General features: G+C 42.3%; 18 protein-coding genes. 13 read left to right on the top strand and 5 right to left on the bottom strand.

Annotated elements, in window-relative coordinates:
* Positions 1 to 177: 177 nt before the first annotated feature.
* Positions 178 to 2478, bottom strand: a complete 2301-nt coding sequence (locus tag M3O96_RS18000; protein ID WP_249722834.1) for an acyl-CoA dehydrogenase family protein — start codon at positions 2476 to 2478, stop codon at positions 178 to 180.
* A gap of 332 nt (positions 2479 to 2810) precedes the next feature.
* Here M3O96_RS18000 and M3O96_RS17995 point away from each other — a divergent pair, with 332 nt between their 5' ends.
* The 11 genes from M3O96_RS17995 (at position 2811) to M3O96_RS17945 (ending at position 18411) form a co-directional block, all read left to right on the top strand.
* Positions 2811 to 3803, top strand: coding sequence for a Gfo/Idh/MocA family protein (locus tag M3O96_RS17995; protein ID WP_249722832.1), 993 nt, complete (start codon positions 2811 to 2813; stop codon positions 3801 to 3803).
* A 722-nt stretch (positions 3804 to 4525) separates the two neighbouring features.
* Positions 4526 to 6757 (top strand): sodium-translocating pyrophosphatase, encoded by a 2232-nt coding sequence (locus tag M3O96_RS17990; protein ID WP_249722830.1) that lies wholly within the window; start codon positions 4526 to 4528, stop codon positions 6755 to 6757.
* Between the two features lie 417 nt (positions 6758 to 7174).
* Complete coding sequence (locus M3O96_RS17985; protein WP_249722828.1) at positions 7175 to 10333, top strand: SusC/RagA family TonB-linked outer membrane protein; 3159 nt, start codon at positions 7175 to 7177, stop codon at positions 10331 to 10333.
* 27 nt (positions 10334 to 10360) lie between these two features.
* Positions 10361 to 11836, top strand: coding sequence for a SusD/RagB family nutrient-binding outer membrane lipoprotein (locus M3O96_RS17980; protein ID WP_249722826.1), 1476 nt, complete (start codon positions 10361 to 10363; stop codon positions 11834 to 11836).
* 18 nt (positions 11837 to 11854) lie between these two features.
* Entirely contained in the window at positions 11855 to 12262 is a 408-nt protein-coding gene (locus M3O96_RS17975; protein WP_249722824.1) for a hypothetical protein, read from the top strand.
* An 80-nt stretch (positions 12263 to 12342) separates the two neighbouring features.
* Entirely contained in the window at positions 12343 to 14436 is a 2094-nt protein-coding gene (locus tag M3O96_RS17970) for a S9 family peptidase (RefSeq protein WP_249722822.1), read from the top strand.
* Positions 14436 to 15719 (top strand): D-alanyl-D-alanine carboxypeptidase, encoded by a 1284-nt coding sequence (locus tag M3O96_RS17965; RefSeq protein ID WP_249722821.1) that lies wholly within the window; start codon positions 14436 to 14438, stop codon positions 15717 to 15719. Before M3O96_RS17970 ends, M3O96_RS17965 begins: the two co-directional genes overlap by 1 nt.
* 187 nt (positions 15720 to 15906) lie before the next feature.
* A complete protein-coding gene (locus M3O96_RS17960) occupies positions 15907 to 16302 on the top strand; it encodes a hypothetical protein (RefSeq protein WP_249722820.1) in 396 nt (131 codons plus the stop codon).
* A gap of 106 nt (positions 16303 to 16408) precedes the next feature.
* The gene (locus M3O96_RS17955; protein ID WP_249722819.1) at positions 16409 to 17152 is read left to right on the top strand and encodes an EcsC family protein; all 744 of its coding nucleotides are present in this window, start codon (positions 16409 to 16411) and stop codon (positions 17150 to 17152) included.
* Between the two features lie 172 nt (positions 17153 to 17324).
* Complete coding sequence (locus M3O96_RS17950) at positions 17325 to 17903, top strand: hypothetical protein (RefSeq protein WP_249722818.1); 579 nt, start codon at positions 17325 to 17327, stop codon at positions 17901 to 17903.
* Positions 17904 to 17997: 94 nt separating this feature from the next.
* Positions 17998 to 18411 carry an NUDIX hydrolase gene (locus tag M3O96_RS17945; protein WP_249722817.1) on the top strand — a complete coding sequence of 138 codons (414 nt, stop codon included), beginning with the start codon at positions 17998 to 18000 and terminating at the stop codon, positions 18409 to 18411.
* 24 nt (positions 18412 to 18435) lie between these two features.
* Here M3O96_RS17945 and M3O96_RS17940 read toward each other — a convergent pair whose 3' ends face one another.
* Entirely contained in the window at positions 18436 to 19203 is a 768-nt protein-coding gene (locus M3O96_RS17940; protein WP_502798921.1) for a 3-keto-disaccharide hydrolase, read from the bottom strand.
* Positions 19204 to 19374: 171 nt separating this feature from the next.
* On the opposite strand from M3O96_RS17940, the gene M3O96_RS17935 reads away from it, so the two are divergent.
* Together M3O96_RS17935 and M3O96_RS17930 are read left to right on the top strand one after the other, a co-directional pair.
* Positions 19375 to 20277: a DUF1684 domain-containing protein gene (locus M3O96_RS17935; protein ID WP_249722816.1), complete on the top strand. Its 903-nt coding sequence runs from the start codon at positions 19375 to 19377 to the stop codon at positions 20275 to 20277.
* A 110-nt stretch (positions 20278 to 20387) separates the two neighbouring features.
* Positions 20388 to 20528 carry a DUF2256 domain-containing protein gene (locus M3O96_RS17930; protein ID WP_249722815.1) on the top strand — a complete coding sequence of 47 codons (141 nt, stop codon included), beginning with the start codon at positions 20388 to 20390 and terminating at the stop codon, positions 20526 to 20528.
* A gap of 54 nt (positions 20529 to 20582) precedes the next feature.
* Here the strand turns inward: M3O96_RS17930 and M3O96_RS17925 are convergent, their stop codons facing one another.
* From M3O96_RS17925 to M3O96_RS17915, 3 genes are all read right to left on the bottom strand, one after another.
* Complete coding sequence (locus tag M3O96_RS17925) at positions 20583 to 23030, bottom strand: zinc-dependent metalloprotease (RefSeq protein WP_249722814.1); 2448 nt, start codon at positions 23028 to 23030, stop codon at positions 20583 to 20585.
* Between the two features lie 65 nt (positions 23031 to 23095).
* Positions 23096 to 25198, bottom strand: coding sequence for a ComEA family DNA-binding protein (locus tag M3O96_RS17920; RefSeq protein ID WP_249722813.1), 2103 nt, complete (start codon positions 25196 to 25198; stop codon positions 23096 to 23098).
* A complete protein-coding gene (locus M3O96_RS17915) occupies positions 25195 to 26025 on the bottom strand; it encodes a PorV/PorQ family protein (protein WP_249722811.1) in 831 nt (276 codons plus the stop codon). Before M3O96_RS17915 ends, M3O96_RS17920 begins: the two co-directional genes overlap by 4 nt.
* Positions 26026 to 26098 lie beyond the last annotated feature (73 nt).

Below are 26098 nucleotides of genomic sequence, written 5' to 3'. Positions count from 1 at the left end.
CCGCAAGCTGCGGTTCAGCATGACGGCTCCAGCAATTCAGCATTATGAATTAAGAATTCAGCATTAATTTTTTCTCTAGCTTCTCGTTTCCCGTTCCTCGCTTCTTTTTCTCATTATGAGATCCTTCAGTCGTACCTCCTTCAGGATGACGGCTCCAGCAATTCATCATTCTTAATTCTAAATTGATTTGACAGCAATCGGTGCCCCAATACAGCTTTCCGGTATCCCAAAAGCATCTGTCAAAGCAAGGGCATTTTTCCTCACTTCCCAACAAAGTTGGTTGACTTCCTTGCGGATGGCTTTGGATTTGACCCCTTCCATATAACCCTGCTCGAGGTACCAGGCACTGTTTTTCTCGATGGTGTATAAGGCGTATAGCTGACAGAGTTGTGCCAAGGCCATTTTACAGCTTTCGTCCTCAGTCTGATTCACCTGCTTTTGGAACTGTTCCAAAACAATCCTTTCGATATAGGCTTGCGCGACATTGATCAGATGATGCTGGGCGACATTGAAGGCATCAAAGGAATCCATGCCCTGCTCGATGTGCTTTTTGAGTCTTTGGGCGGCACTACTGAGAATGGAAGTTTCTCGGTAGCGGAAAGCATTGATATGGAATTCAAAATCCAACAGGTGTTCTGTGGCGGTACTCCGGACGATGATGGGATTTTTCTCTGAAATGGAGGTCCGGGCTTGGCTGACCACAAAATTGAAAATGGTGGAAATGTTCATGTCACCAAATTCCCGTCTGAATTCCGTCAACCTGTTTTTGGCGACCAACTGCATCAGGACGGTATTGTCGCCCTCGAAGGTGGTATAGACATCTGTGTCATTTTTCAGGGCATCGATCCGGTTTTCGGAAAGGTAGCCTTTGCCTCCACATGCTTCCCTACATTCCTGCAAAGTGGCCGTGGCAAACCAAGTCGCATAGGATTTTAATCCTGCCGCCAAAGCTTCGATTTCCATGGCTTCCTCTTCGGTTCTGTCAAGGAACCTTTGAGTAAGGTATTTCAAAGCAAAATGGATGGCGTAGGTTTCTGCCAATGGTGGCATCAATCTCCTTTGGTGCATGCGGTAGTTGAGGATCGGAATTTCTTCCCCCCCTTCCGGGCCAAACTGTTTTCGGTTTTCTCCATACCTGATAGCAATGGTCAGCCCGGTTTTGGTGGCTGAGATGGCTGATCTTGGGATACCGATCCTGCCACCGACAAGCGTCCCAAGCATTGTAAAAAACCTGCGGTTGTCCGAACTGATGCTGCTTTCAAACTCACCGTCTTCACTGACAGCAGCGTATTTGTCGAGCATGTTTTCTTTTGGGATGACAACTTGATCAAAATAGATCACCCCGTTGTCCACCCCATTGAGGCCCATTTTTCGGCCACAGTCTTCTATCCTTACGCCGGGAATCATCTTGCCTTCCGTAGTCCGAAGTGGTACGACAAAGGCATTGACGCCATAATCTTCCCCATCGATGATCAGTTTTGCAAATACCGTTGCCATTTGCCCATGCAAAGCGGCGTTTCCGATGTATTCCTTTCTGGCATCGGGATTAGGGGTATGGATGGTAAAGGTTTTGTTTTCATGATCGTAAGTGGCTGTAGTTTCCAAGCCACGGACATTGGAACCGTGACCAGTTTCTGTCATGGCAAAGCAACCGGGAAGCTGGAGGCTGCCGATGTCTTTGAGGTATTTTTGATGGTGTTTTTCTGTTCCCAAAAAGTAAACACTCATTCCCCAAAGTCCAAACTGCACCCCAAATTTGATCACCATGCTGAGGTCATGGTAACTCAGCGTTTCCATGATGGTGAAGTAACCTTCCATGTCGTTTTTTCCTCCTGCATAGTCGGGAAATGTCCAAGCACCGAAGCCATGTTTGGTAAGTTCCCGACACCAAGTCAAGACTTGTTCCCTTTGGTCCGTCAGTGAATCATATTCACGGTAGGCAAATGAAGGTTGGGAAATCACCTCTTTGACTTTTTGGATCAATTCAGTCTGATTGCCATCGAGCAAAGCAGCCATCTTTCCGATATCAAAGTTGCTTTCCTTTTTGTATGCTGTGGAAATTGTCTCATGCCCGGACTTGAAGTTGAATTTGGCTTCTTTGCTCAGAAGTCCAATTGCCAATTCTGTTTGCTGAAAGTCAGTCTTCAGACTTTCTTCAAAAGATATTGATGTATCTCCCGCATGCTGATGTGCCAATGATTTCCCGATTTCATACAGATCTGTCAAGCCTTCGAGTTCCAGCTTTTGGATGAGAGATTTCCAGGATTTCAGTTCTTTTGGCTTTGGGGGTTGGGATGGATTGAGGTGGGATTGCAGCCATTCTTTTTCGGCTGAACTTAGCCAAGGCTGTTTTTCAATGAGTCCCTGCATTTCCTCGGCCTCAGTGGAAGTAAGTTCGCTATCTGCCCAAAGGCTATAATAGAGTGGAAGAAAAATGTAAAGTTTTGGGTTTTTGTTGAGTTGGTCAGATCGGAGCATGGGGTTGTTTTTGGTCTATGATTCAATCTAACGATCATTTCTTAAAGATTGGCTAAAGGTTATTGATTAAAGGTTACTTCGACTTCGCTCGGTACAACTATTTGGTTAAATGGTTAATTGTTTAACTGATACCACCTCTCACCTTCTACTTCTTACCTTCGTATCTCGTACTTGGTACTTGATACTTTGTGCCTTGTACTTCCAAACTTCCAACTTCCTCCCTTCCCACTTCTCACCATTTACTTCTTACCCTCATACATGGTACATGGTACTTGGTACTTTGTACTTTGAAACCACTTCCCAACCTCCCTCTTTTTCCCTACTTTAGAACCATGAAAAAAATCCAAGATCAGGAAGTCCGTTGGGGTGTGTTGGGTGTCGGCAATGTCTGTGAAGTCAAGTCCGCGCCGGCCATGAAGTATATCCCCCACAGCAAACTCGTGGCCGTCATGCGCCGTGATGAAGCCAAAGTCAAGGACTATGCGCTCCGCCATGATGTTCCCAAGTGGTATACATCCGCGGAGGAATTAGTCCACGACCCGGAAGTCAATGCGGTCTATATTGCTACCCCACCACACATGCACCTGCCCCTCACAAGATTGGTGGCCGCTGCCGGCAAACCTGTCTATGTCGAAAAACCCATGGCGCGGACTCATGCGGAATGCAAGGAAATGATCGCCATCTGTGATGAAGCAGGAGTTCCATTGTATGTGGCATATTACAGAAGGGCATTGCCCCATTTTTTGAAGATCAAAGATTTGATGGAATCCGGCGCCATCGGAGATATCCGAACTGTCCACATCAACCTGAAGCAGGTACTCAAACCTGATGTGGTGGTTCATCTGGAAAACAATTGGCGCATCAATCCCGAGATTGCCGGCGGTGGCTATTTCTTTGACTTGGCTTCCCATCAGTTGGATTTACTTGATTTCTTTTTTGGACCAGTGGTCAAGGCAACTGGATTTTCCTCCAATCAAGCCAAAGCTTACCATGCCGAGGATATTGTGACAGGAAGTTTTGTATTTGAAAACGGGGTATTGGGGTCGGGGAATTGGTGTTTTACTACCTCCCAGAAGGCGGAGATCGATGAGATCATCATTTATGGCAGCAAAGGCTTGATCCGTTTTGAGACTTTTGGCAAAGGGGAATTTACCTTGGAATCAGATCAGGAAGACCCTATCCATTACCATGTTGACCTGCCCAAGCACATCCAACAGCCTTTGATCAAATCCATTGTGGAGGACTTATTGGGAACAGGAACTTGTCCAAGCACAGGCATCACAGGAGCCCGGGCAAACTGGGTGATGGGGGAGTTGGTGAGGTGAGAAGCGAGAGGCGAGAAGCGAGAAACGAGATTGAAATTCTGAATGCTGAATTAGTAATGAAGAATGCCGGACTCCGATAAGGAAGACAAAAGAAATAGTGCAGATAGCTTTGCTTTGTCTGTGCCGTCACATTGAACGTAGCGAAGTGTCTCAGTTAAGGGAGATTCTTCACCTTCGGAGCTGCGGCTACCAATGACAGAAATGGAATTTTCCCCCAAGAACAACCGCGGTGGCCGATCCCGATCGCTATCGTGGACGAGGCCAATTTGTTCCCATTTATGTCATTACCCTTTCTGAACATTTTAAAATGTTGGGGACTCAGAATGACGGATCCCATGAGATGCGAAATACGAGAAACGAGAAGTTGACAACAATTCGAACAATTTGAACCAAATACAAAGTACCAAGCTACGATCCGGACACCCGATAAGATAGAAACCTGACAACGCGGAGCAGACAACAATTACAACCACTACAACAATTACAACCAAGAGATTCTTCGCTACACTCAGAATGACGGATCCCGACAACTTAACAACCAGACAACGCGAAGCTGACAACAATTACAACAACTACAACAACTACAACAATTACAACAATTAGAACAACTACAACCTCTACAACAAATTACCAAGCTCCATTTTTTTTCAATTGATTGCATGATAGGTGAATAATAATATCTTTGTCGCATTAAAAATTTTAGGGTTAACCCAAGATAATTTATGGAACAAGCAATTGTATATCTCGTCCCCGCAGCGGGGATTATCGGCCTCATTGTGATGGCCATCAAATCTGCCTGGGTGGTCAAGCAAGACCCGGGAGATGCCAATATGGTTGAACTGGCGGGACATATCGCCAAAGGTGCCATGGCTTTTTTGAAGGCGGAATGGAAAATCCTCTTCTATTTCGTAGTTATTGCAGGTATTATTTTGGCATGGTCAGGAACATTGGTAGAACATTCCAGTCCGATCATCGCCATCTCTTTTGTCATCGGAGCAGTGCTTTCGGCATTTGCTGGTTACCTCGGGATGAACATCGCCACCAAGGCGAATGTCAGGACCACACAAGCCGCCAAGACAAGTTTGAAAAAGGCACTTGATGTGTCATTTACAGGCGGTTCCGTCATGGGAATCGGTGTTGCCGGTCTTGCTGTCCTTGGTATGGGATCCCTCTTTATTGTATTCTACAACATGTTTGTGGTCTCTACAGGAGGCGATGTCAACGGTGCAGCCATGGCAACAGCCTTAGAAGTATTGGCGGGATTTTCATTGGGTGCTGAATCCATTGCGCTTTTTGCCCGTGTCGGTGGTGGTATCTATACCAAAGCTGCGGACGTCGGAGCTGACCTTGTAGGAAAAGTGGAAGCAGGTATTCCTGAAGATGACGTAAGAAACCCAGCCACCATTGCTGATAACGTCGGTGACAATGTCGGTGACGTGGCCGGTATGGGTGCTGACCTTTTCGGTTCTTATGTTGCTACGATTTTAGCTTCCATGGTATTGGGAAGGGAAATTGTTTCAAATGATAATTTTGGAGGAATCGCTCCGGTATTGTTGCCTTTGGTGATTGCTGGTATGGGATTGTTGTTCTCTATCATTTCTACCTTCTTCGTCAAAATCAGCAAAGACACAGACAGTGTACAGGGTGCATTGAATAGAGGAAACTGGATTTCAATCCTATTGACAGTAGGTGCTTCTTATTTCTTGATTGACTATATGTTGCCTGCGGGCGATTTGGTTTTGTCTAGAGGTGGTTCAATATCATTTACCAAAATGGGAGTTTTTGGGGCTGTGGTGATCGGTTTGATCGTTGGCGCTCTGATGAGTGCGATTACCGAATATTACACTTCGATGGGCAAGCGCCCAGTAAATTCGATCATCAAGCAATCTTCCACAGGCCATGCAACCAATATCATTGGTGGTCTTTCCTTGGGAATGGAATCTACTGTTGCTCCGATTTTGGTCTTGGCAGCAGGTATTTATGGTTCTTTCTTAAGTGCAGGTTTGTATGGTGTGGCTATCGCTGCTGCCGGGATGATGGCAACGACTGCAATGCAGTTGGCAATTGATGCTTTTGGGCCGATCGCGGATAATGCAGGTGGTATCGCGGAGATGTCAGGCTTGCCAAAAGAAGTTCGTGAAAGAACAGACGTACTTGATGCGGTAGGAAATACCACCGCAGCTACCGGAAAAGGTTTTGCCATTGCCTCAGCGGCATTGACGGCGTTGGCTTTGTTTGCGGCTTATGTGGGCATGGCAGGAATTGATTCCATCGATATTTACAAAGCAGATGTGTTGTCAGGATTGTTTGTTGGCGCGATGATTCCATTTATCTTTTCTTCCTTGGCAATTGCCGCAGTAGGAAGGGCGGCGATGGACATGGTCAACGAGGTAAGAAGACAATTCAGGGAAATTCCTGGCATCATGGAATACAAAGCCAAGCCGGAATATGAGAAGTGTGTGGAGATTTCTACCAAAGCTTCATTGAGGGAAATGGTTGCTCCAGGTGCAATTGCATTGCTTTCCCCGATTATTGTAGGATTTGCATTCGGCCCAGAGGTATTGGGTGGCTTGTTGGCAGGTATTACCGTGTCAGGTGTGTTGATGGGAATTTTCCAAAACAATGCCGGTGGTGCTTGGGACAATGCAAAAAAGTCTTTCGAAAAAGGTGTGATGATCGATGGCGTGATGCAATACAAAGGTTCGGATGCCCACAAAGCATCTGTTACCGGTGACACTGTCGGTGATCCTTTCAAAGATACTTCCGGTCCCTCCATGAACATCCTCATCAAATTGACTTCCATTGTTGCCTTGATCATTGCGCCACATATCAGAGCAGACGACGGATTGAGTCACATTCATACCAAAGCCGAGGATGTCAAAGTAACCAAAGAGATTACTTACGAAGACGGTAAGAAAATCGAAAAAACCGTTACCGTAACCATCAATAAATAGGTTAAAAATTGATTTTTAAACAAGGCCACCTGTGAAAAGCGGGTGGCTTTTTTCTTTTCAGCCGGGGGAAATCTCACAATCTTTCCTTTAAAATAATTTCAAATTTTAACGAAACATTTGTTGGATAAATAAAAAAATTTAGAACTTAATTTTGTTGATTAATTTTTGAAGATATAATGTCTTGAATTTTATTTTTTTTACACGAACAAGTAGTTTTTTTAACAGATAAACTATAATTTAATTTTATCAAAGGAAATTAATGCATTCTTTTGATGTGTAGCAAGTCATATTTTGGGGGTTTTTAAGCTCATTTGGCCACTGAATTTATAATCCCACACTGCTGAAATTAAACTTGTTCCGGTCCAGGTTACCTGGTATTTCAAATCTATATTCTTTCTTAATCTAAACCACAAAGTTATGAAGAGAAAATTTACCATTTTCATTCTTATCTTTTTTGGTATATTCTCTGGCATACCTGAATTGTATGCACAGAATGTCACCATTAAAGGAAAAGTAACCTCCCGCGAAGATGGACTTCCACTTCCTGGAGTAACAATTTTAGTGCAGAACACCACGGTGGGTTCAGTAACAGATATTGATGGGAATTATTCCGTCAATGTTCCCACAGGAAGCAATGTTTTGACGTTTTCATTTATTGGTTTTGAAAACCAATCTGTTCAAATCAACAACAGGACTACCATTGATGTCATCATGGTGACCGATACGAGACAATTGTCCGAGGTAGTTGTGACTGCATTCGGGATAGAACAGCAGAAAAAGTCCCTCGTTTCGGCAACTCAGGAAGTCAAAAGCCAGGAAATATCACTTTCAAGAGAAGGTAATATTGTGGATGCTTTAAATGCTAAAGTTGCAGGTGTTCAGATCACAAGGCAGGGAGGTTCAGCCGGTGCTGCTTCAAGTATTATCATTAGAGGCATGTCTTCTATCTCTGGTGAAAACCAGCCGCTATTTGTCATCGACGGTATTCCGGTAAACAATGATTTTAGGACCCGATCAAGGTCATCAGGAGTCGATGTATCTAATAGAGCAGTTGACATCAATCCCAATGATATCGAATCCATAAATGTATTGAAAGGGCCGGCCGCCACTTCACTTTACGGGATTCAGGCCGCATCCGGGGTAATCATCATTACCACCAAAAAAGGAGCAAGGTCTGAAGGCCAAAACCTGCAGGTCAACTTTTCTTCTAATATAGCTGGTGACAGGATCATGCAGAATTTTCCTGCTCAGATGACATACGCCCAAGGAGACAATGGTCTTTATGGTACAACCACATTTGGCCATTTTGGTCCACCATTGACCACTTTGCGGTACAATGGAGCTACAAATAACCCGGCCAATCCAAGAGGTTTCTTGGTAGACATGAATGATCCTTCAGCTGTTGCAAATGCCACGCTGACTCCTGTGAATAACCAGGACCTGTTTTTCCAGACAGGATTGACAATTGACAACAATTTAAGTGTGTCTGCAGGAAACAAGTATAGCTCGTTATTTCTTTCCGTGGGTGATTTCAGACAATCCGGTATAATTCCCAATAATGATTTTGGAAGGACTTCATTTAAGATTACTGGGGAGTCTAGCCTTACAGACAAATTAAAAGTTACTGCATCTGCGACTTATGTACACTCAACTAGTACGAGATTTGGTCGGGGAGATAATTTTGCAGATGTCGTCCAAGGTACCATCAGGACTCCACCCAGTTTTAACAATGCTGAAGGTTTTCTTTTGCCAAATGGAGGTCAAAGAGCATTTAGAAACAATTCACCGGATAATTCTTTCTGGACGATCAACAATAATCCGTTTTCGGATGAAGTAAATAGGATGATTGGATTTATTCAGACAAATTACCAAATCACTCCTTGGCTGAGTGCCATGTACAGATTGGGTACTGATGTTTCATCAGACAAGAGGAATCAACGATGGGCTGTAGGTTCATTTGGTGGGGATGCCTTACCGGGTGGAAGGGTCCAAGAACAGACCTTCAATGACAGACTGGTCAACTCTGACCTTATCGTCACTGCAACCAAAAAGGTGAATGATGTAAATTTTACGGCGTTGGTTGGAAACAATTTCTTCTCTAGGTCTTTCAGGGACCAGTTTTTTGATGGAAGAAACCTTGCAATTCCGGGATTGTATAATATCTCCAATGCCCAGACAAATCTGGTCCAGACCCAATTCCAGTCCTTGAAAAAGACTGCGGCGTTATTCTCCAGAGTTTCGGTGGATTACAAAAATTACCTCTTTTTGGAATTAAATGGAAGGAATGAATGGACGTCAACATTAAGGCCACCAAATAACTCCTTCTTTTATGGTTCTGTAGGTACTGGTTTTGTATTCACGGAAGCTTTCAATTTAGATCAGGGAGCATTCAGTTTTGGTAAATTAAGGGCTTCCTATTCTGAGGCAGGTAGGGACGCGCCTGTTTATACAGACCAGACTTATTATGATAGGGCTTCAGTTTCCGGTGTTTGGGGTGGTGGATTGGTGTTTCCGCTTCCTTCGGGAATCGGAGGTTCCCAGCTTTCTGCTTCCTCAGGCAATCCCAATCTAAGACCGGAAAGAAATAGAACTTGGGAGTTTGGTGGTGAATTCAGGTTCCTTGAAAATAAACTCGGTCTTGACATCACCTACTACCGGGAAAGAACAGAAGACCAGATCATTTTCATTTCGGTACCTGGAAGTACAGGCTTTTCCACCCAAATTATCAATGCAGGTACCATCCAAAACAAAGGGTGGGAAATCATTGGAAATGCTACCCTTGTTGATAGGGCAGTAAAGTGGGATATGATAGCCAACTTCTCAAGAAACAGGAATGTCGTTTTGGAACTTCCTGTTGACAGGATCGCTTTGGCTGGATTTGGTAACCTTAGACCACTAGTGAAAGAGGGAGAACCTTACGGCGTATTTTATGGAACAGGATTCCGAAGAGATGCTAATGGTGAAGTAGTAATTGGTGCAAATGGTTACCCTATGCGGGAAATGCCATCACAAAGCAATCCCTCGGGGGATCTAAAAATAGGAGATCCTACACCGGATTTTCTTCTTGGTTTGAGAAATAACCTTTCTTATAAAAACTTTTTACTTTCCTTCTTATGGGACTTCAGGATCGGTGGCGATGTGGCAAATGTAACTACCAACTGGATGAGAGCCCAAGGTGTGGGTGCCTTTACTGAAGACAGAGGAAGCTTGGTTGTATTTCGTGGAGTGAAAGAAGACGGAACACCAAATACCCAGGAAGTTCTCATCAGTGATGCTGCTTACTATAACAATGCAACGGGCAACAGAGACATAGCCGAGAGATTTATTGAAGATGGGACATGGATCCGACTGAGGGACATCAACTTATCTTATTCTGTGCCTAGGGAAGTTGCGAATAGGCTTAAAATGAGGTCGCTGAATGTAAGCTTGTATGCTCGAAATGTCCTTTTACTTACAGGGTATTCCGGTGTAGATCCTGAGACAAACCTCGGAGGTCCCAACAGTTCTATGGGTGTTGATGCATTTGGTACACCTACCACAAGAAGTATGGGAATCAATTTGAGTTTAGGATTTTAATGATCTCCAATGATAAATGAAGAAAAGATGAAATCGAAAAACAATATATTAAATAAGGGACTGGCACTTTTTCTTGGAATGACGGTATTCAGTTGTGATTTGCAGGATGCAAATATCAATCCCAACGCCGTATCTGATGCGCCGGTAAATGTAACCTTGCCTGCCACCCAAGCCAATATGACTTGGGCAATAGGTGATTTTGCTGCTCAGTCAGCAAGTACACTAGTCCAATACATGACAGGTACACTCAATGTTCAGCAGAATATTACCATCTATTCCTACGTTCCGGCCAATTTTCAGGCTACCTGGAACAATCATTTCTACGCAGGTGCTTTGACGGATTTAAAAAGAATCATAGCCAAGTCGGAGGTAAATGGCTCTACCCATTACAGAGCAGTAGCCAAAATCCAGACCGCCTTGCTATTAGGCAATCTCGTTGATCTATGGGGTGATGTTCCGTTTTCAGAGGCATTGAATCCGGTGGAATTTCCTCAACCAAAATTTGATGGGGGACAGGCGGTTTACACTCAGATTTTCAGTTTGCTAGATGAGGCAATTGCTGATTTAAACGCTAGCAGCACTTTTTCTCCATCAAACAATGACTTGATTTATCCTGCGGCAAATGAAAATGCATGGAGAACCAATTCAATACCAAAGTGGATTAAAGCTGCTAATTCCCTCAAAGCAAGGTATGCAAACCATTTGAGCAAAGTCGATCCGCAGGGGTCAGCCAATAATGTTTTGGCGGCAATTAACGCAGGTGCGTTCCTAAATAATGCAGATGATTTCAAAGTGATCTTCGGAACAACACCGGACGCTGCAGGTCCATGGTTTGGATTTCTTCAAGGTACATTTGGGCAGAATAACATCGCAGTTTGTGAGGTTTTTGTAAGAAAACTCCGTGATAGGGTAGCCGTGGGAGTTCATGATCCTAGGTTACCTTTTTATGTAGCACCAAATTCCAATGGACAATTTGTGGGTGCTCCTTATGGATCTCCAAGTATTCCTGCGGGGACGTCTAGACCGGGTCCCTATGTTTTCTCTCCCGGTGCACCAACCAATTTTATGACTTATGCGGAATTGAAATTCATCGAGGCTGAAGCAAGAATAAGGTTAGGGCAATTTGACTTGGCGGCAGCTGCCTATAATGCGGCAGTTAAAGCTTCGGTCTTGAGGGTAACAGGTTCTGCCAATCCGGCTTTTGAGGCAATTTATGCATCCGAAACAGGTGCGTCGCTCCAGGCAGGTGGATTGGAAAAACTGTTTAATGAAAAGCATATCGATATGTATCTTCAGACGGAATCATGGGTGGATTGGAGAAGGAGTATTCCAGCTGGAGCGGCTCCGACTGTAAGCGGTACTCCCCAGATAAGTCCTGCACCTAACAACCTGACTAATGGCGCATTTCCAAGAAGGTTCTTATACCCACCTTCAGAATTGGATAACAACGCTTCCAATATTCCGGAGACTTCCTTATTGGCTAGAGTATTTTGGGATCTTTAATATTAAATCGCTAAAAAGATGAAAAAATATATTTCAATATTCTCAATAGTCCTCCTTATTTCACTTTCATCATGTTTTGAAGAATACAATGAAGGGTATGACCTTGTAGGGAGGGTAGCGACAATTCCTGTGATGACACTTTCGCCCACCTCAGGGCGTGTAGGTGCTACAGTTAATGTAAACTTCAGGTATTTTTCCGAAAATGAAGATGTCATTCAGCTGAAACTGATCCAGATTGCCGCAGGCCAAGCAACTGAAATTGCCACCAAGGCAATATCAGGTCATAATAGGCAGAATTCCTACAATGATACATTTGCATATACTGTTCCTGCATTAAGTCCGGGTGCCATCACCCTCAGGGTGGAGGTCATGACCTCTAATAACCTAAGCAATGGTAGAAATGTGAACTTCACCATTTTACCATAGAAAAAGAATTATTCCCAAATTAAAAAAAGGCATTCAAAAGAGTGCCTTTTTTTGTAATTTTTGATCTAAACCATAATGCTATGAAAAAGCTGTTCTTATCGATTTCCATATACTTGCTGATTTGGGCTTCCATTTTTGCTCAATCCTTTACCATGGAGCAGGTTTCTTCCTTTTCCTTTCCCTCCGAATTGGTCACTTCCAATACAGGCAACAGGATGGCTTGGACGATGAATGAAAAAGGACTTAGGAATGTCTATGTGGCCCAGGCTCCGGATTTCAGTCCACGAAAAGTCACCACATTTGACAAAGATGACGGTCAGGAGATCAGCAGTTTGCAATTTTCGCCGGATGGAAATTGGCTACTTTTTGTACGTGGCGGAGAACATGGCAGCAATTGGGATACGAATGTGGGATTTAATCCAGCCCAATCAACCTTGATGCCTAAGGTTGAATTATGGACAGTTTCCACTGGTGGAGGAGATGCCAAAGCCTTGACGGAAGGGGATTATCCCACTATATCACCTGACAGCAAAACCATAACTTACATCAAAGGCGGGCAGGTTTGGTCGATTTCCCCTCAGGACGGAAAAGCGTCTCAATTATTTGAAGCCAAAGGAAATATCCATTCTTTGGAATGGTCTCCGGATGGAAAGAAGTTACTTTTTGTAGCCAATAGAAGTACTCATTCATTGATAGGGATTTTTAGTGGTGCTTCCAACCCTATCCAATGGATCGCTCCCTCTTTTAGCAGGGATGTCAGCCCGAGATGGTCTACAGATGGTGCCAAGATCGCTTTTGTGAGATTGCATGGAGGAAAAGGCGAAGCGCTTCCTTTATTGGAACAAAGACACAGCCCTTGGGAAATCTGGGTGGCGGATGCCAACTCAGGTACTGCTACCAAAAGTTGGAAAGCTCCGGAAACACTTCGGGGATCGGTACCCACCACCAACGGAGGATTTAACCTCAATTGGGCGGCGGACAATAAAATTGTGTACTTGTCTTACGAAGATGGTTGGCCACACCTCTATTCCATAGATGCTGCAAGTGGGCAATCGAAACAATTGACCAAAGGCAACTATATGGTAGAGCATATCAGATTAAGTCCCGACAAGAAGTTTTTGGTTTTCTCAACCAACACTGGCTCTACCAAGGAGGATATTGACAGACGACATATCGGAATGGTGTCTGCCAATGGGGGAGAAATGAAGCTTTTGACAGAAGGGGAAGGTATTGAAGCCATTCCTGCTGTCTTTTCTGACAACAAATCTGTCGCCTATTTTTCTGCAAATGCAAAACGGCCTCTGCTTCCGGCTGTGGTGGATATTCAAAGTAAAAAATCTAAGTTTCTTGCAGAGAACTTGGTTCCTGCGGATTTCCCTTCAAAAAATCTAGTGGTTCCCAAGCAGGTCACTTTCAAATCTCCCGATGGACTCACTGTTCACGGACAGCTTTTTGAGAAAGAGGGGGGGCCTGCCAAAAAAGCGGCGGTCCTTTTTGTTCATGGGGGTCCACAGCGGCAGATGCTTTTGGGTTGGAGCTATATGGATTATTATTCCAATACCTATGCTGTCAACCAATACCTCGCAGAGCTTGGATTTGTGGTCTTATCTGTCAACTTCAGGTTAGGTATAGGCTATGGATATGAATTTCACAAACCGGCAAGAACCTACTGGCAGGGAGCCGAGGAATACTTGGATGTCAAAGCAGCTGGAGAATATTTGGCAGGTTTACCTCAAGTTGATGCAGAGAGGATCGGGATTTATGGCGGTTCGTATGGCGGATACCTGACGGCATTGGCTTTGGGAAAAGATTCCGGTCTGTTCAAAGTAGGTGTAGATATCCATGGGGTACACAACCTCTCGGGAAGGTTGGAAATGCCGGAAGGATATGAAAAAGCCTCGGATTTTGATGAGGCAGTGAAGATTGCATGGTTTTCATCCCCACTTGCTTATATCCAGACTTGGACTTCCCCGGTTTTGTTTATCCATGGAGATGATGATAGAAATGTCCAGGTCAGTCAGACCACAGACTTAATCAGAAGATTTGAGGAGCGTAAGAAGCCATATGAATACCTGATTATACCGGGCGATAGCCACCATTGGATGATTTTTTCCAACATGGTCAAAGTCAACCAAGCCACAGCTGATTTTCTCAAAAAACACCTCAATCCTTAATGAAAAAGTCAATTTTTGTTCTTACTCTATCTGTTCTGTTTTCAGTTCAAATCACCGAAGCCCAAAAATTGAATTCCAGAAAAGTCCGCAAGATGTTTGAGCAATCCGACATCATGCAGGAGCACTTTGTAGGATTTATGCTTCAGGAAGAGGGAGGGAAAATTATTTATGAACAAAACCATGACAGGTATTTTGTGCCCGCTTCCAATACCAAGCTCTTGACATTGTATGCAGCTTTGAATATTCTCGGGGATTCCATTCCTGGATTGAAATACCATATCAACGGTGATTCATTGATTGTATGGGGTACGGGAGATCCTTCTTTTTTGCATCCCAAACTGGACAATAGAAAAGTATTTGATTTTCTCTCTAAAAGTCCTCATACAATATATTTTGCCAAAGATCCGGATATCGAATTTGAGCCAAGTGCTTGGAGGGCAGATTTGAGCCATTTTCCCATGTATGGCAATGAGACAATCATAAAATCAGATTCAAGCAGTAAACTCAAAGTCAGTCCGCCACCAATACTGAATTATATCAAAGTCGATTCGAGTTTTGTTACCAATAGATTTGGATTCCGCAGGTCCAAAATGGGAACGGAATTATTAATGCCAAATCTTCCTATTCCAATTGGTTTTGATAGCCAAATACCTTTCCCCATGGACATGGAAGTCACAAGGGTTTTGTTACAGGATACCTTGAAAAAGAACATTACTCTGATCAAAAAACAAAAGCCGATTGGTGTAAAAACTCTATATAGCATTCCCTCAGATAGTCTTTATAAGCATTTGATGCTGCCGAGTGATAATTTTCTTGCCGAGCAGATATTGTTGATTTGTTCAGGCGTAGTGGGAGATACCCTAGCTATAAACAAGACCATTGAGTACAGTTTGGAAAATCATTTAAAGGATTTGAAACATAAACCTATTTGGGAAGATGGCTCGGGTCTGTCAAGGTTTAATCTTTTTACGCCGGGTACAGTCTTGGAGGTTTTGAATAAATTGGAGCAAAAAATACAGGATAAAGAAAGACTTAAGCTACTTCTTCCCGCAGGTGGAGTGTCAGGAACCCTTAAAAATGCCTACAAAACAGATAATGGGATTCCCTTTGTCTGGGCAAAGACTGGTTCTTTAAGATATATGCATTTACAAAGTGGCTGGTTAGAAACCAGAAAGGGGAGGACTTATCGCTATGTTTTTATGAATAATAATTTCGTCAGGCCAACCTCCGAAATCAGAAATGAAATGGTCATGTTAATGACAGAAATTCATGAAAAATACTGAAAGTGCAATATCCGAAAATTTGGTCTATACAATTATTTAAATTAAATACTTGAATTGTACAATATTAGACTGATGTTTTTTACTTTTTATGAAATAAATACCCAGTTTTGGGTATTGTTTTAAACTAAACTACTAAATATTTTTACTTCTATCATAAGTATTTATCGAAATTTTTAATATGCTGTACATGGATTTAGATAGAAAACAATGCCACTATTGTGGCAAATCAATACTTGGTAGGGTAGACAAAAAGTTTTGTGATGACTATTGTCGCAATAGCCACAATAACCAAAGAAGAATTGGGGATAGTGCGGAAGTCAGAAACATCATGGGCTACCTGAAAATAAACAGGAATATTCTCGAAGGTATTTTGGTGGATGGGGTAGAAAAGGTGAAAGTTCCAAAAGAGAGGCTTCACCGTCTAGGTTATCATTTCAAATACCACACCCACACTTTTATCAATTGGAAAGGAAATGTGTACACCTACAGCTTTGATTACGGTTTTGTGGAATTGGAAGATGGGTGGATTCTTGTTGTCAGGGATTTAGGAGACCAACCTTCAAAAAGCAATAAGAGCAATTGAAAGAAATAATTTAACCTTTACCGGAAAATAGGCAAAACTACCCGGCTCGAATCTGAACCCAGAGCTTCATAAATTGGTATAAAGAGGTATAAAACAAATTTATGTTATGCCTCAGTATTTGTCAACGTCCTATTATAATGACATCGCTTATGCTGAGCTGAATGGATGGCTGGCAAAAACCAGAAAAAAACCTGGGTTTGTCAGTAAACTGACTAAAAGTACACAAGAGGGAATCAATAGCATCATTCCTGAAAAAGTCCATCAGGTAATTACTTACGCAATTGAGAAGATGGTCAAAGGTGTTTTGTTTGGCACCAAATACATCACCCCTACTCCTTTACAGTCCATGACTTTGGAAGAAAGGGAGATTAAGGTAAAAAAGATTATTAAGCTGTATCAGAAAACTGCCTCAGCCGAAGGAGCGATTACCGGAGCAGGTGGGATTTTATTAGGATTGGCAGATTTTCCGGCCTTCCTTACCATCAAAATGAAAATGCTTTTTGAAATCGCTGCCGCCTATGGCTATGATGTTAAGAAATTTGAAGAGCGTCTGTACCTACTTTACATATTCAAATTGACTTTTTCTAGTCAGGGAAGCAGAAATCAGACCCTTTTGCTGCTTGAAAATTGGGATGACTATATTTCAAAATTGCCGGCTGATGTATCTGATTTTGATTGGAGGGATTTTCAATTGGAATATCGGGATTACCTTGATTTGGTCAAGCTAGCGCAACTTATACCTATTATCGGTGCAGGCGTCGGAGCTGTTGCGAATTATCAATTGGCCAATAAACTTGGGCAAAATGCCATGCAATGTTATCGGTTGAGGCATTTTGACTGGGAGATTTGATAATCAGGCATCAATTTTGATTTGAAACTTAATTATTGAACCATAGATTTGTATTTATTTTATGTTAACTTTGTTGTGCTTAATTCGTTTTAAAAGCGAAGTTAATCACCCACCTAAAAATTGTCATATGTTATATCGCAAGCTATTATCGTCAAAATCGATAGTGTTCATTTTGTTGAGCACTATTGTCATTTTCTCCGGATGCGTGAAAGAGGAGAGTCCAGAAGATGTTACTATTGGTGAGCCTTTTCAAGGAGGAGTAGTTGCCCATATTTTCCAACCTGGGCAAGAAGGTTTTGTTGAAGGCAAAAGAACCGGAATAATTATCGCTCCTGTAGAGGAAGTATTTGAATCCCAATGGGGTTGTCAAGGCACTGCAGTTGGAGGTACTTCTATTGCACTCGGTGCAGGAAGGACTAACACGGAGAGGGTTCTTGCTTTTCATGATGCTTTACCTGATTTTTACAATAACCCAACTCAATGCCATCCTGCAAATAATGGAACAGTTGCAGCAAGAGTAACCCTTAATTTTAATCTCGGAGGCTTCAATGACTGGTTTATGCCAAGTCTAGAAGAAATGAATTATCTCTATGATAACAGGGATAGAATTGGAGGATTTTCTACGGTAGAATACTGGAGCTCTTGCGAATCAAATGCAACCAACGCTTGCGTAATGTCTTTTGTGACCGGAGAACAATTGTCTAAGCCAAAAAGTGAGACAAGAAGAGTAAGGGTGATCAGATTTTTCTAACACCAAAAAATAAAATAAAAAAACCTGTGGGCTTACCTCACAGGTTTTTTTATTTTTATAGCCATTGTATATTGAGTTGAATGATCTATTTACTATGACATACCCTATACCTGACTGTTTCTATAGGGTTTCGATCAAAGCCCTTGTTTTAGACTCTTCGAATAAATTCCTTTTGGTCAGGGAAGAAAATGGCTTATGGGAACTGCCTGGTGGAGGATTGGATTTTGGAGAAAATCCCCAAGAAGGATTGCGAAGAGAATTAAAGGAAGAAATGGCCCTAGAAGCTAAGACCATTTCTGATTATCCCTCTTATTTTTTCCCCGCCATCAATCCCAAAGGTCAATATATTGTCAATGCTGTTTATGCTACTGAATTTTTCCACCTAGATTTCAAACCTTCCCCTGAATGCCTTGAAATCAGGTTTTTCAGTGTAGCCGAGGTTTTTGAAATCAAGGAAAAGATGTATCCCAATGTTTTGGAATTTGCCAAACTTTATAAAATTACCTAATCAAATTTTTTGAATGATATTGGATCAAAAATCAGTTCCCTTTTCCCCTAAGTCGATGCTTTTGATCCAAATATTCCTGTAAAGCACATTATGCCCTTCTGCTTGTAGCTTGATGCCTCCTGGTCTGTCAGTGATGCCTTTTCCACCATCATTCCCTCCATCTTGTCCCGAGTTAGGACCACCCCAAACTTGGCTGATAGCCTTGTCTTCATGGATTTTTTTACCATTGAAGTAGATGGTGGTTCTTGCTTTCTCTACCAATTTTCCATCTTTAAATCTGGCTGCTTTGAAATTGATGTCATAGGCATTCCATTTGCCAATTCCGTTATAAGCTTTTTCATTTGGAATATGTTCATTGATGATAGCAGCCAATCCATGGTCACCATAGTCCCCATCAAGGATTTGGATTTCATATCTGTTCTGAAGGTAGACTCCTGAATTGCCTCCTGCTTCCTGAATCAAAAATTCAACATGCAACCTAAAATCCTTGAATTCCTCTTTGGTCACTATATCCGCTGCACCATACAATCCGCCTGCAGCAGCGGGGTCATTGCTGTTCATTACGGTTCCTTTATCTACCGGATCCTTTACGATTTGCCATTTGATGGGAAGTTCGGCTTTCAATCTTGGGCCTTGCCAATAAGTCCAATTTTGATCCAGCATTTTTCGGCTTCCATCAAAAAGCTGTTGCGCATCTTTTGGTTTTTTGGTTCCTACGCCAGTTTGGGACATTGCCACCATTGGAGTCAGGAGGCATATTGCCACTATTGTTATTCTTTTAAAAATGTTCATGGTTATTTGGTTTGATTCAATGTTCAAGATACTCACCATTCATTTCAAATAGAAAAAATTTTATTCGACCGGAAATATTTTCTGTTTTCCTTTATCTGATTTAATTTGTGAGAGACATATTTTTTGGAAAATAAGATTTTTAACTTGCCACAATTACAAACTAAAACACCAATGATACCATTTCGATTCTTTCTGATTTTAGCTTATTTAAATGTGGGTTTTGCTTGTGACACCAAAGAAAATAACATCAGCGCTGAGGAACATGCTACAGACGTAGAAACATGGTATCAAGAAAGAGTCAATTCCTTGAAAGCAGATGAAGGTTGGCTCAACCTGATAGGATTGCATTGGCTGGAAGTAGGAGAGACCACTTTTGGAAACAGTACTGAATCTGGGTTTCGCTTGGAATCTGATGGATTTCCAGAATCGATCGGGGTTTTTACTTTGGAAGAAGGTAAAGTTTATTTCACCCCAAAAACAGATAGTGTTTTTAAGGGTGAAAATGTGTTGAAAGAAAAAGTCAAAATCTTTGATACTGAAACACAGGTCGCTGAAAAGCTATCTCTGAAAAGTCTGAGATGGACCATCATCAAAAGGGCAGATGCCTATGGGGTAAGGTTGAGAGATTTGGAAACAGCTGCTGTAACCCAATTTGAAGGTATTGAAAGGTATCCGGTAGATTTGGATTGGAGAATTGAAGCGAGGTTTGTCCCTTTTGAACCTATCCGGGAAATCCCGATTACAAATGTATTGGGACAGACCACCCCAAACCCATCACCGGGCTTTGTTGAATTTGAGAAAGAGGGGAAAACCTACAAGATTGATGCTTTGGATGCCGCGGATGAGCTTTACCTAATTATTGCCGACAATACCAGCGGGGGAGAGACTTATGGTGGAGGTAGGTATTTGTATGTCAAAAAACCAATTTCAGGAGACAAGGTGATATTGGATTTCAATAAAGCTTATAATCCCCCTTGTGTTTTTACACCACATGCCACTTGCCCATTACCCCCAAGGCAGAATATTTTAGAACTGGGAATTACTGCAGGAGAAAAGACTTTTGGAGAACACTGAAAGAGGTGAGAAGCAAGATCTGAGATTTGAGATCTGAGACATGAGATTTGAGACAAAAGTGAGAGTGGAAATTTTTTCAAACTTTTTATTACAATAATGCTTTTTGGTATATGAAGAAATCAGAATTACCAACCAAGACTTGCCCTGTCTGCAATCGACCTTTTGCATGGAGGAAAAAGTGGGAGAAGAATTGGGAAAATGTGAAATATTGTTCCAAAAAGTGTGCAGGCTCCAAAAAGACAATCCAATAAAAAACCCGACTGAAATATATTCAATCGGGTTTGTTGATTTGATTTTGGTTTTTTTCAATATTCAAAATCACAGCTCAGATCCGTCGTTCCGATCGGTGCCCCGTCCGGAATAGCCAATTCGGCAGGAATGCTGAATTCTTCTTTTTCACTGAAGAAATTATTGATTTTGTCAGCCAAGTATCGATGAAATTCGTCTGAGGTACCTTTGGAAGAAGCTGTTTTGCTTTCATTTTTATTCCAATTCCAATAGGCAATTTCCCTTAATTGATTTCTAGTAATGCCCTTCACTGTGGCCGTTGCCCTAGGATCTTTGGCAAGGTTGATCAGGTGGTCTGTAAGTTTGTTTTGAATCATCAGGTTGATTTCACCATTGTAGGTGCTTTCAGAATTCCTATCAAAAACCTGTTTGGTTACTTTTTGCAATACTTCCGCAAAAGAAGGTAAACCGGCATCAAACAATTTTTGCTGATGCAATCTGTTAGCCCTTCCCGACTCAAATAAGAATCCAAAAATGTGGTCTACCACATTTTCTGCAGGAGCCAAAGGATCAAAGTTCAGCCCATTCCTTGAAGGGAAAGTTTCCCTGGTCCTGGAATAACCCATAGGGCGGGGAGGAATTCTGTCCAAAATCTGTGTCGGTACCGCCAATTGTTCTGCCTGAATGGCATAAAGCAAAGCGTCCAAAGCACCGTTTTGCTTGGATGCTTCTAATCTGGATTGGACCCTTTGGTTATCGCCTTTGACTTTATATGTGTAATCCAATCCGCCCACAAGTTTGCTCGTTGCTTCCAATTGGTACCTATGCATCAAAAATAGAGGAGTAAGTACTTCCTCCATCAATGCCTCAGGTTGGTTTTCATCTATGGCATTCAATCCAAAAGAATTCAGCTTCTTAGACCGCATGGCCATCATCCTCATGAGTTCATCAGGTGCAGAGGCACCATTGTCCCAAAGATGGGAAGTGGGATGGCCTCCACTTGGATGTCTTGAATCCATGTCTGAGATAAAGGTATGTCCAGCGGCATAAGTGTCTTCAAGTAATTTTTTGAGATGCTCTTGCTCTGTTTTTCCGGCAGGAACGGTCTCATACCCATATCGGATTGCCCATTTGTCCCAATCTCCGATCTTGTCGTCATAGGCATCCGAGATGTCTATGTTACCGTCATCGTCCATTTTGATCATCGGATAAGGATAATCCATGACAGAAGCGCGGTTGGTGGGAGAGGAAGCATAGGCATGCGCCAAACCCAACGTATGTCCAATCTCATGTGCAGAAAGCTGTCTCAATCTCGCCAATGCCATTTCAAGCATTTGAGGATTTTTTGGTTTCCCATCTTCAAATGGCTGAATCAATCCCTGTGCTATCAAAAAATCCTGTCTAACCCTGAGACTTCCTAAAGTCACGTGTCCTTTAATGATTTCACCAGTTCTTGGGTCAGTAACTGAAGAACCATAAGACCATCCCCTTGTGGAGCGGTGAACCCATTGGATAACATTGTATCTGACATCCATCAGGTCTGCACCTTCCGGCATCAATTCCACACGGTAGGCATTCTTAAAACCTGCAGCTTCATAAGCTTGTGCCCACCAATTCCCCCCTTCCAACAAAGCTGATCTGACAGGTTCAGGTGTACCTCTGTCAAGGTAATAAACGATGGGTTCGACCACTTCAGAATTAGCAGCTGTAGGATCTTTCTTCTCCAATCTATGTCTAGAGATGTATTTTTTGACCATCGGTTCACCGATCGGTGTCGTGAAATCCATGTAATCGATATGGAAATATCCAGCTCGGGTGTCGAATTCCCGTGGTATATATTTGCTGTCAGGCAGCTCAATAAATGAATGTCTCTGACGCACTGTCACTGATTCTGGTGAAGGTGTCACTGACCTGATATAAGCACCTGTCGGAGTTCCGGTCAAAGTCACGATGGCTTCCACCTCGGTATTTTTAGGGAAATTTTTGGTCATCGGATAGTGAAGAGCGCTTCGTGAAGGATCCGTTTTGTAAGTTCCCTGTTTGGCTGATCCAAGTTTTTCGCCTACCATGTGCGCATCCTGCAGGTAGAAGTTGGTGGCATCGACCAAGAACTTTCCTCCCTCACTATTACTGATCTCAAAACCCCAAAGAACGGACTCTGCAAAAGCATCTTTTACTGATTTGACTTCCGATGCATTGTCACTGAAAGCCCGGAAATCATAATTTTTGTGGACCAATAAAAGTTTATTTCCAGCTTTTCTGAATTCCACGATACGGGTTCTTCCCAGTTGCCCACGGTCGAGACCGATGTCATTGGAACCGATTCCCGCCGGCATAGAATTCACATATAAGAATTCAAAATCGAGTTTATCCACTTCCAGATAGATTTTTCCTTTGTCTTCATCTGTATAGAAAGTGAAGAAACCTTCCTGTTTGGAAAGCTTGCTTTTGTCTATATTTTGGGAGAATGAATTAAAAGGGAGAATTAAGGCAGTGATCAGAATCAGTAAAAGTGTTTTTTTCATAGGTTGATAATTTGACTTTTCAAGATATCAAAAACCCGATTTTCTTATTGTACCGATGGTGGAAATTATCGGTTAAATTGGTATTGGAGCTGAAAAACTGTTTCCGTAATGGTGTTTCCTTTGATCTCTTGCAGACCACTTCCAATCACTTCCCGATCAGTGTAAATTGTTCTTCCATACCTTGCCCAAAAAGTCAATTTGGGGCTGATTTTATATTGGCCCAAAAGGTAATACCGCATTCCCTGACCGTTCAAGGCGGGGATTGAAAACAGCCAAAGTACATTTCTTTCAAAAATAAATTGTCTGTTGTCATAATCCTCCGTGTCAAAAAGAACAATTCTGGTAGACAGCCGCCACTTTTGGTAATCTACATTGACGTCTTGACTTATCGCAAAACCCCGTGTTTTCTTGCCATTAAAATCAAAGGTGCTCGACATGATCCTGGATTTGATGCTCCAATGATTGTCGATGGCATAGTCAAGGTTGAAGGCATAATTCCATTTTCTACCTTGTGATAGTTGATAGCTGGATTGAAAATTATTGGACAGCTCACTCACATTTCTAGCTTTGGATTCTTCTCTGATTTGTGCAAATAGCAAAATTTTTCTGGAAGGTGAATAGGAAAATCTGGTCAGCCATTCGTTACCCGAAGAAGGGGCATAAACTCGATATCTCAACCATGGAAACTTAAAGTAATCGTAATACAATGCCCAGTTAAATTTTTGATTGGGCTTATAATTCAAACCAAAATAGACTCCGTGTTCATTGATAGGGCGCGTTCCCTCTGAAAAAGCATTGCCATAAAAGCTGTGAAAGTCCCTGTCAAACCTTCGCCACAAAACTGAAAATCCAAGCTTAGTATGAAGACTACTCATCATTCCCAAAACTGATCCTTTTCCTCCGCTTTTAGAAATGGCTGTCTCTCCAAAGAAAAAATAGTTTTGGTAATTGTATGCAAAGTAAAGGCTGTGTAAGCGATTTTCTTTTCCAAAGAATTCATATTGATTATAGACTTGCCTATTCCTTTGAAATTCCTGCCCAAATTGGGTGTAAAGGATATTTGCTCCAATCTGCAAATCTCGTTTCCTGCTTTGGTAATGTATATTTCCACCCATATTTCTTTCACGGACTCTGCTTTTGTAATTGATTTCAGTGGCAGTTCGGTGCAGTCCGCTGCTTTGGAGGGAGGTGATTATTTCCTCTGCTGTTTCCAAAGTATCCAGCTGGATCTGTAAGTTTCCATCTCTAGGAGCATTGGATGCCATTAGGGTGATGTTGACCGGGCCTGCTTTGTAGGTTGCTGATGCTCCCCTAAAAAATCCGTATTCCAAAGCAGCTGTATAAGGCCGGATTCCAATGGTACTTCGTCGGACCGTAGTAATGGTTTCTGCGCCTTTGCCAACCCCAAAACCTGCACCAAATACCAATCCCTGACCAGTCTGCATCTGAAAGTCACCGATGGTGATGGCACGGAATTTTCCTTGATTGTATAGCGTAAAATGATAAGAGAAGAAATTGAACCCATACCGTTTTGTCGATGGATGCCAGATAAACTGCTCGCCGGCGTCTTTGTCTATGGTAAATCCAAGGCTGAAATCCTTCGAATGTTGGATTCTAAATCTACCATAAAGGTTACTTGGATCACCCAAGTACCTGCTTGTCAGGTTTCCATTTGACAATGTATCAGCCGGGGTATATCCTTTTCTCGTTTCCCAGACTCTGTTTTGTCTAAAAATGAAATAGGCATCCCTGGAGTTAAAAATCCTGTCTACAAGTGAGCCCTGCATTCTTTCAGAATCGTCCAAAACAACAAATGGCAGTAGTTTATAGATTGTTTCCAAATCAAAATCCGGAATGGCCTGCAATTCATAAATTGAAATCAATTTTCCAAATTGATTTTGGTAGGCAATAAAACCGTTGACCTGTGCAGGTGTCAAAATAAAAATGGATTTCAATTCCTCTGCATTGGTTTTGTTGAGATTGATTGGATTGAGAAAAACTTGTAAAAGGCTTTCATACAAATCTCCGTAATTCTCGTCTGTCCGCTGCATTCCAAAAAGCTCCTCGATAAAGCTTTCAAGATTGATTTCACCTTTTCGGTAAGTTTGGGCAATAGTATTTTGGACAAAAAAAATATTTATCACTATGAGGAGAATCAGGATTCTCATTTTCCAAGAAATAAATAATTGAAAGAAAAATGATGTGTGTTCCCTAGGTTTGGATGCTGGGTGAGTGCATAGTCGATGTGGAATCTTTTCGGCCGAAAGCCGATTCCAAAAAAGAATTTATTGGGTTGGGTATTCATTCCGACTCTTGTCCATACCCGATTCATCAGGTTGTATTCCAGTCCCATTTTCAACATTGGGTCAAGTAGAATGTCTTTTTCTGCTTCCATATTTACCATCACTTTGGAATTGGGACGGTAAGAGAGTCCTGCCTTGACAGTGGTTGGCAATCTGTCGTCTGAGTTTTTGCCATATTTTGCTCTCGTTACATTGTAGACATGCGCACCAAAAAACAGTTCAGGGGTCAATTCTGCAACTCCTCCAAATTCAATTATTGCTGCCCCGCCGGTGCCAAATCCTTCAATACTTGTCTGCAGGTAATTGACTTTTATGCCAAGGCTTGCAATTCCCAATTGGTTTGAAAATCCGATTCCGATCTGGTTTTGAGAGTAATGCTCGGAGCCGAAGCTCGAAATTCCCAAACCAAAAGCTTTGTTCTTTCCTTTGATCACAGCGCCTGCTGCCAACGTGGTGAGCTCATCGAGGTTTAATCTGTGGTCGTATGAAAAAGTGGCTTGTGTATTTTCGATTTTTGCGAGCCCTCCAATATTGTTAAAAATGCTCCAAATATCCCCGATTGTCACATTGGCATTTCCCAATCCCATGCTTCTTCCTCCTCTAGGAAATGCTTCTGTGCCGGTTTGAGCAAAAGCTATACTACAGACCAGTGTCAGAAAGAAGAGTAATGGAAATTTGATAAAGTCTGCCATGTCTGAAAACCGAGGGAAACCGGTTCAATTAAAAATACAAGGACAAAAGGAAAGGAAAAAATCAGTACCCGAT

It is taken from the genome of Aquiflexum sp. TKW24L (assembly GCF_023502205.1).
Taxonomy (GTDB): Bacteria; Bacteroidota; Bacteroidia; order Cytophagales; family Cyclobacteriaceae; genus Cognataquiflexum.
Note: the sequence above shows the minus strand (reverse complement) of the source record. Positions and strands in the feature narration are given on the sequence as shown.

Excerpts from the sequence above, each read along its gene's own strand:
- M3O96_RS18000 (WP_249722834.1), bottom strand. The coding sequence starts at position 2,478 with ATGCTCCGATCTGACCAACTCAACAAAAACCCAAAACTTTACATTTTT.
- M3O96_RS17995 (WP_249722832.1), top strand. The coding sequence starts at position 2,811 with ATGAAAAAAATCCAAGATCAGGAAGTCCGTTGGGGTGTGTTGGGTGTC.
- M3O96_RS17990 (WP_249722830.1), top strand. The coding sequence starts at position 4,526 with ATGGAACAAGCAATTGTATATCTCGTCCCCGCAGCGGGGATTATCGGC.
- M3O96_RS17985 (WP_249722828.1), top strand. The coding sequence starts at position 7,175 with ATGAAGAGAAAATTTACCATTTTCATTCTTATCTTTTTTGGTATATTC.
- M3O96_RS17980 (WP_249722826.1), top strand. The coding sequence starts at position 10,361 with ATGAAATCGAAAAACAATATATTAAATAAGGGACTGGCACTTTTTCTT.
- M3O96_RS17975 (WP_249722824.1), top strand. The coding sequence starts at position 11,855 with ATGAAAAAATATATTTCAATATTCTCAATAGTCCTCCTTATTTCACTT.
- M3O96_RS17970 (WP_249722822.1), top strand. The coding sequence starts at position 12,343 with ATGAAAAAGCTGTTCTTATCGATTTCCATATACTTGCTGATTTGGGCT.
- M3O96_RS17965 (WP_249722821.1), top strand. The coding sequence starts at position 14,436 with ATGAAAAAGTCAATTTTTGTTCTTACTCTATCTGTTCTGTTTTCAGTT.
- M3O96_RS17960 (WP_249722820.1), top strand. The coding sequence starts at position 15,907 with ATGGATTTAGATAGAAAACAATGCCACTATTGTGGCAAATCAATACTT.
- M3O96_RS17955 (WP_249722819.1), top strand. The coding sequence starts at position 16,409 with ATGCCTCAGTATTTGTCAACGTCCTATTATAATGACATCGCTTATGCT.
- M3O96_RS17945 (WP_249722817.1), top strand. The coding sequence starts at position 17,998 with ATGACATACCCTATACCTGACTGTTTCTATAGGGTTTCGATCAAAGCC.
- M3O96_RS17940 (WP_502798921.1), bottom strand. The coding sequence starts at position 19,203 with ATGAACATTTTTAAAAGAATAACAATAGTGGCAATATGCCTCCTGACT.
- M3O96_RS17935 (WP_249722816.1), top strand. The coding sequence starts at position 19,375 with ATGATACCATTTCGATTCTTTCTGATTTTAGCTTATTTAAATGTGGGT.
- M3O96_RS17930 (WP_249722815.1), top strand. The coding sequence starts at position 20,388 with ATGAAGAAATCAGAATTACCAACCAAGACTTGCCCTGTCTGCAATCGA.
- M3O96_RS17925 (WP_249722814.1), bottom strand. The coding sequence starts at position 23,030 with ATGAAAAAAACACTTTTACTGATTCTGATCACTGCCTTAATTCTCCCT.
- M3O96_RS17920 (WP_249722813.1), bottom strand. The coding sequence starts at position 25,198 with ATGAGAATCCTGATTCTCCTCATAGTGATAAATATTTTTTTTGTCCAA.
- M3O96_RS17915 (WP_249722811.1), bottom strand. The coding sequence starts at position 26,025 with ATGGCAGACTTTATCAAATTTCCATTACTCTTCTTTCTGACACTGGTC.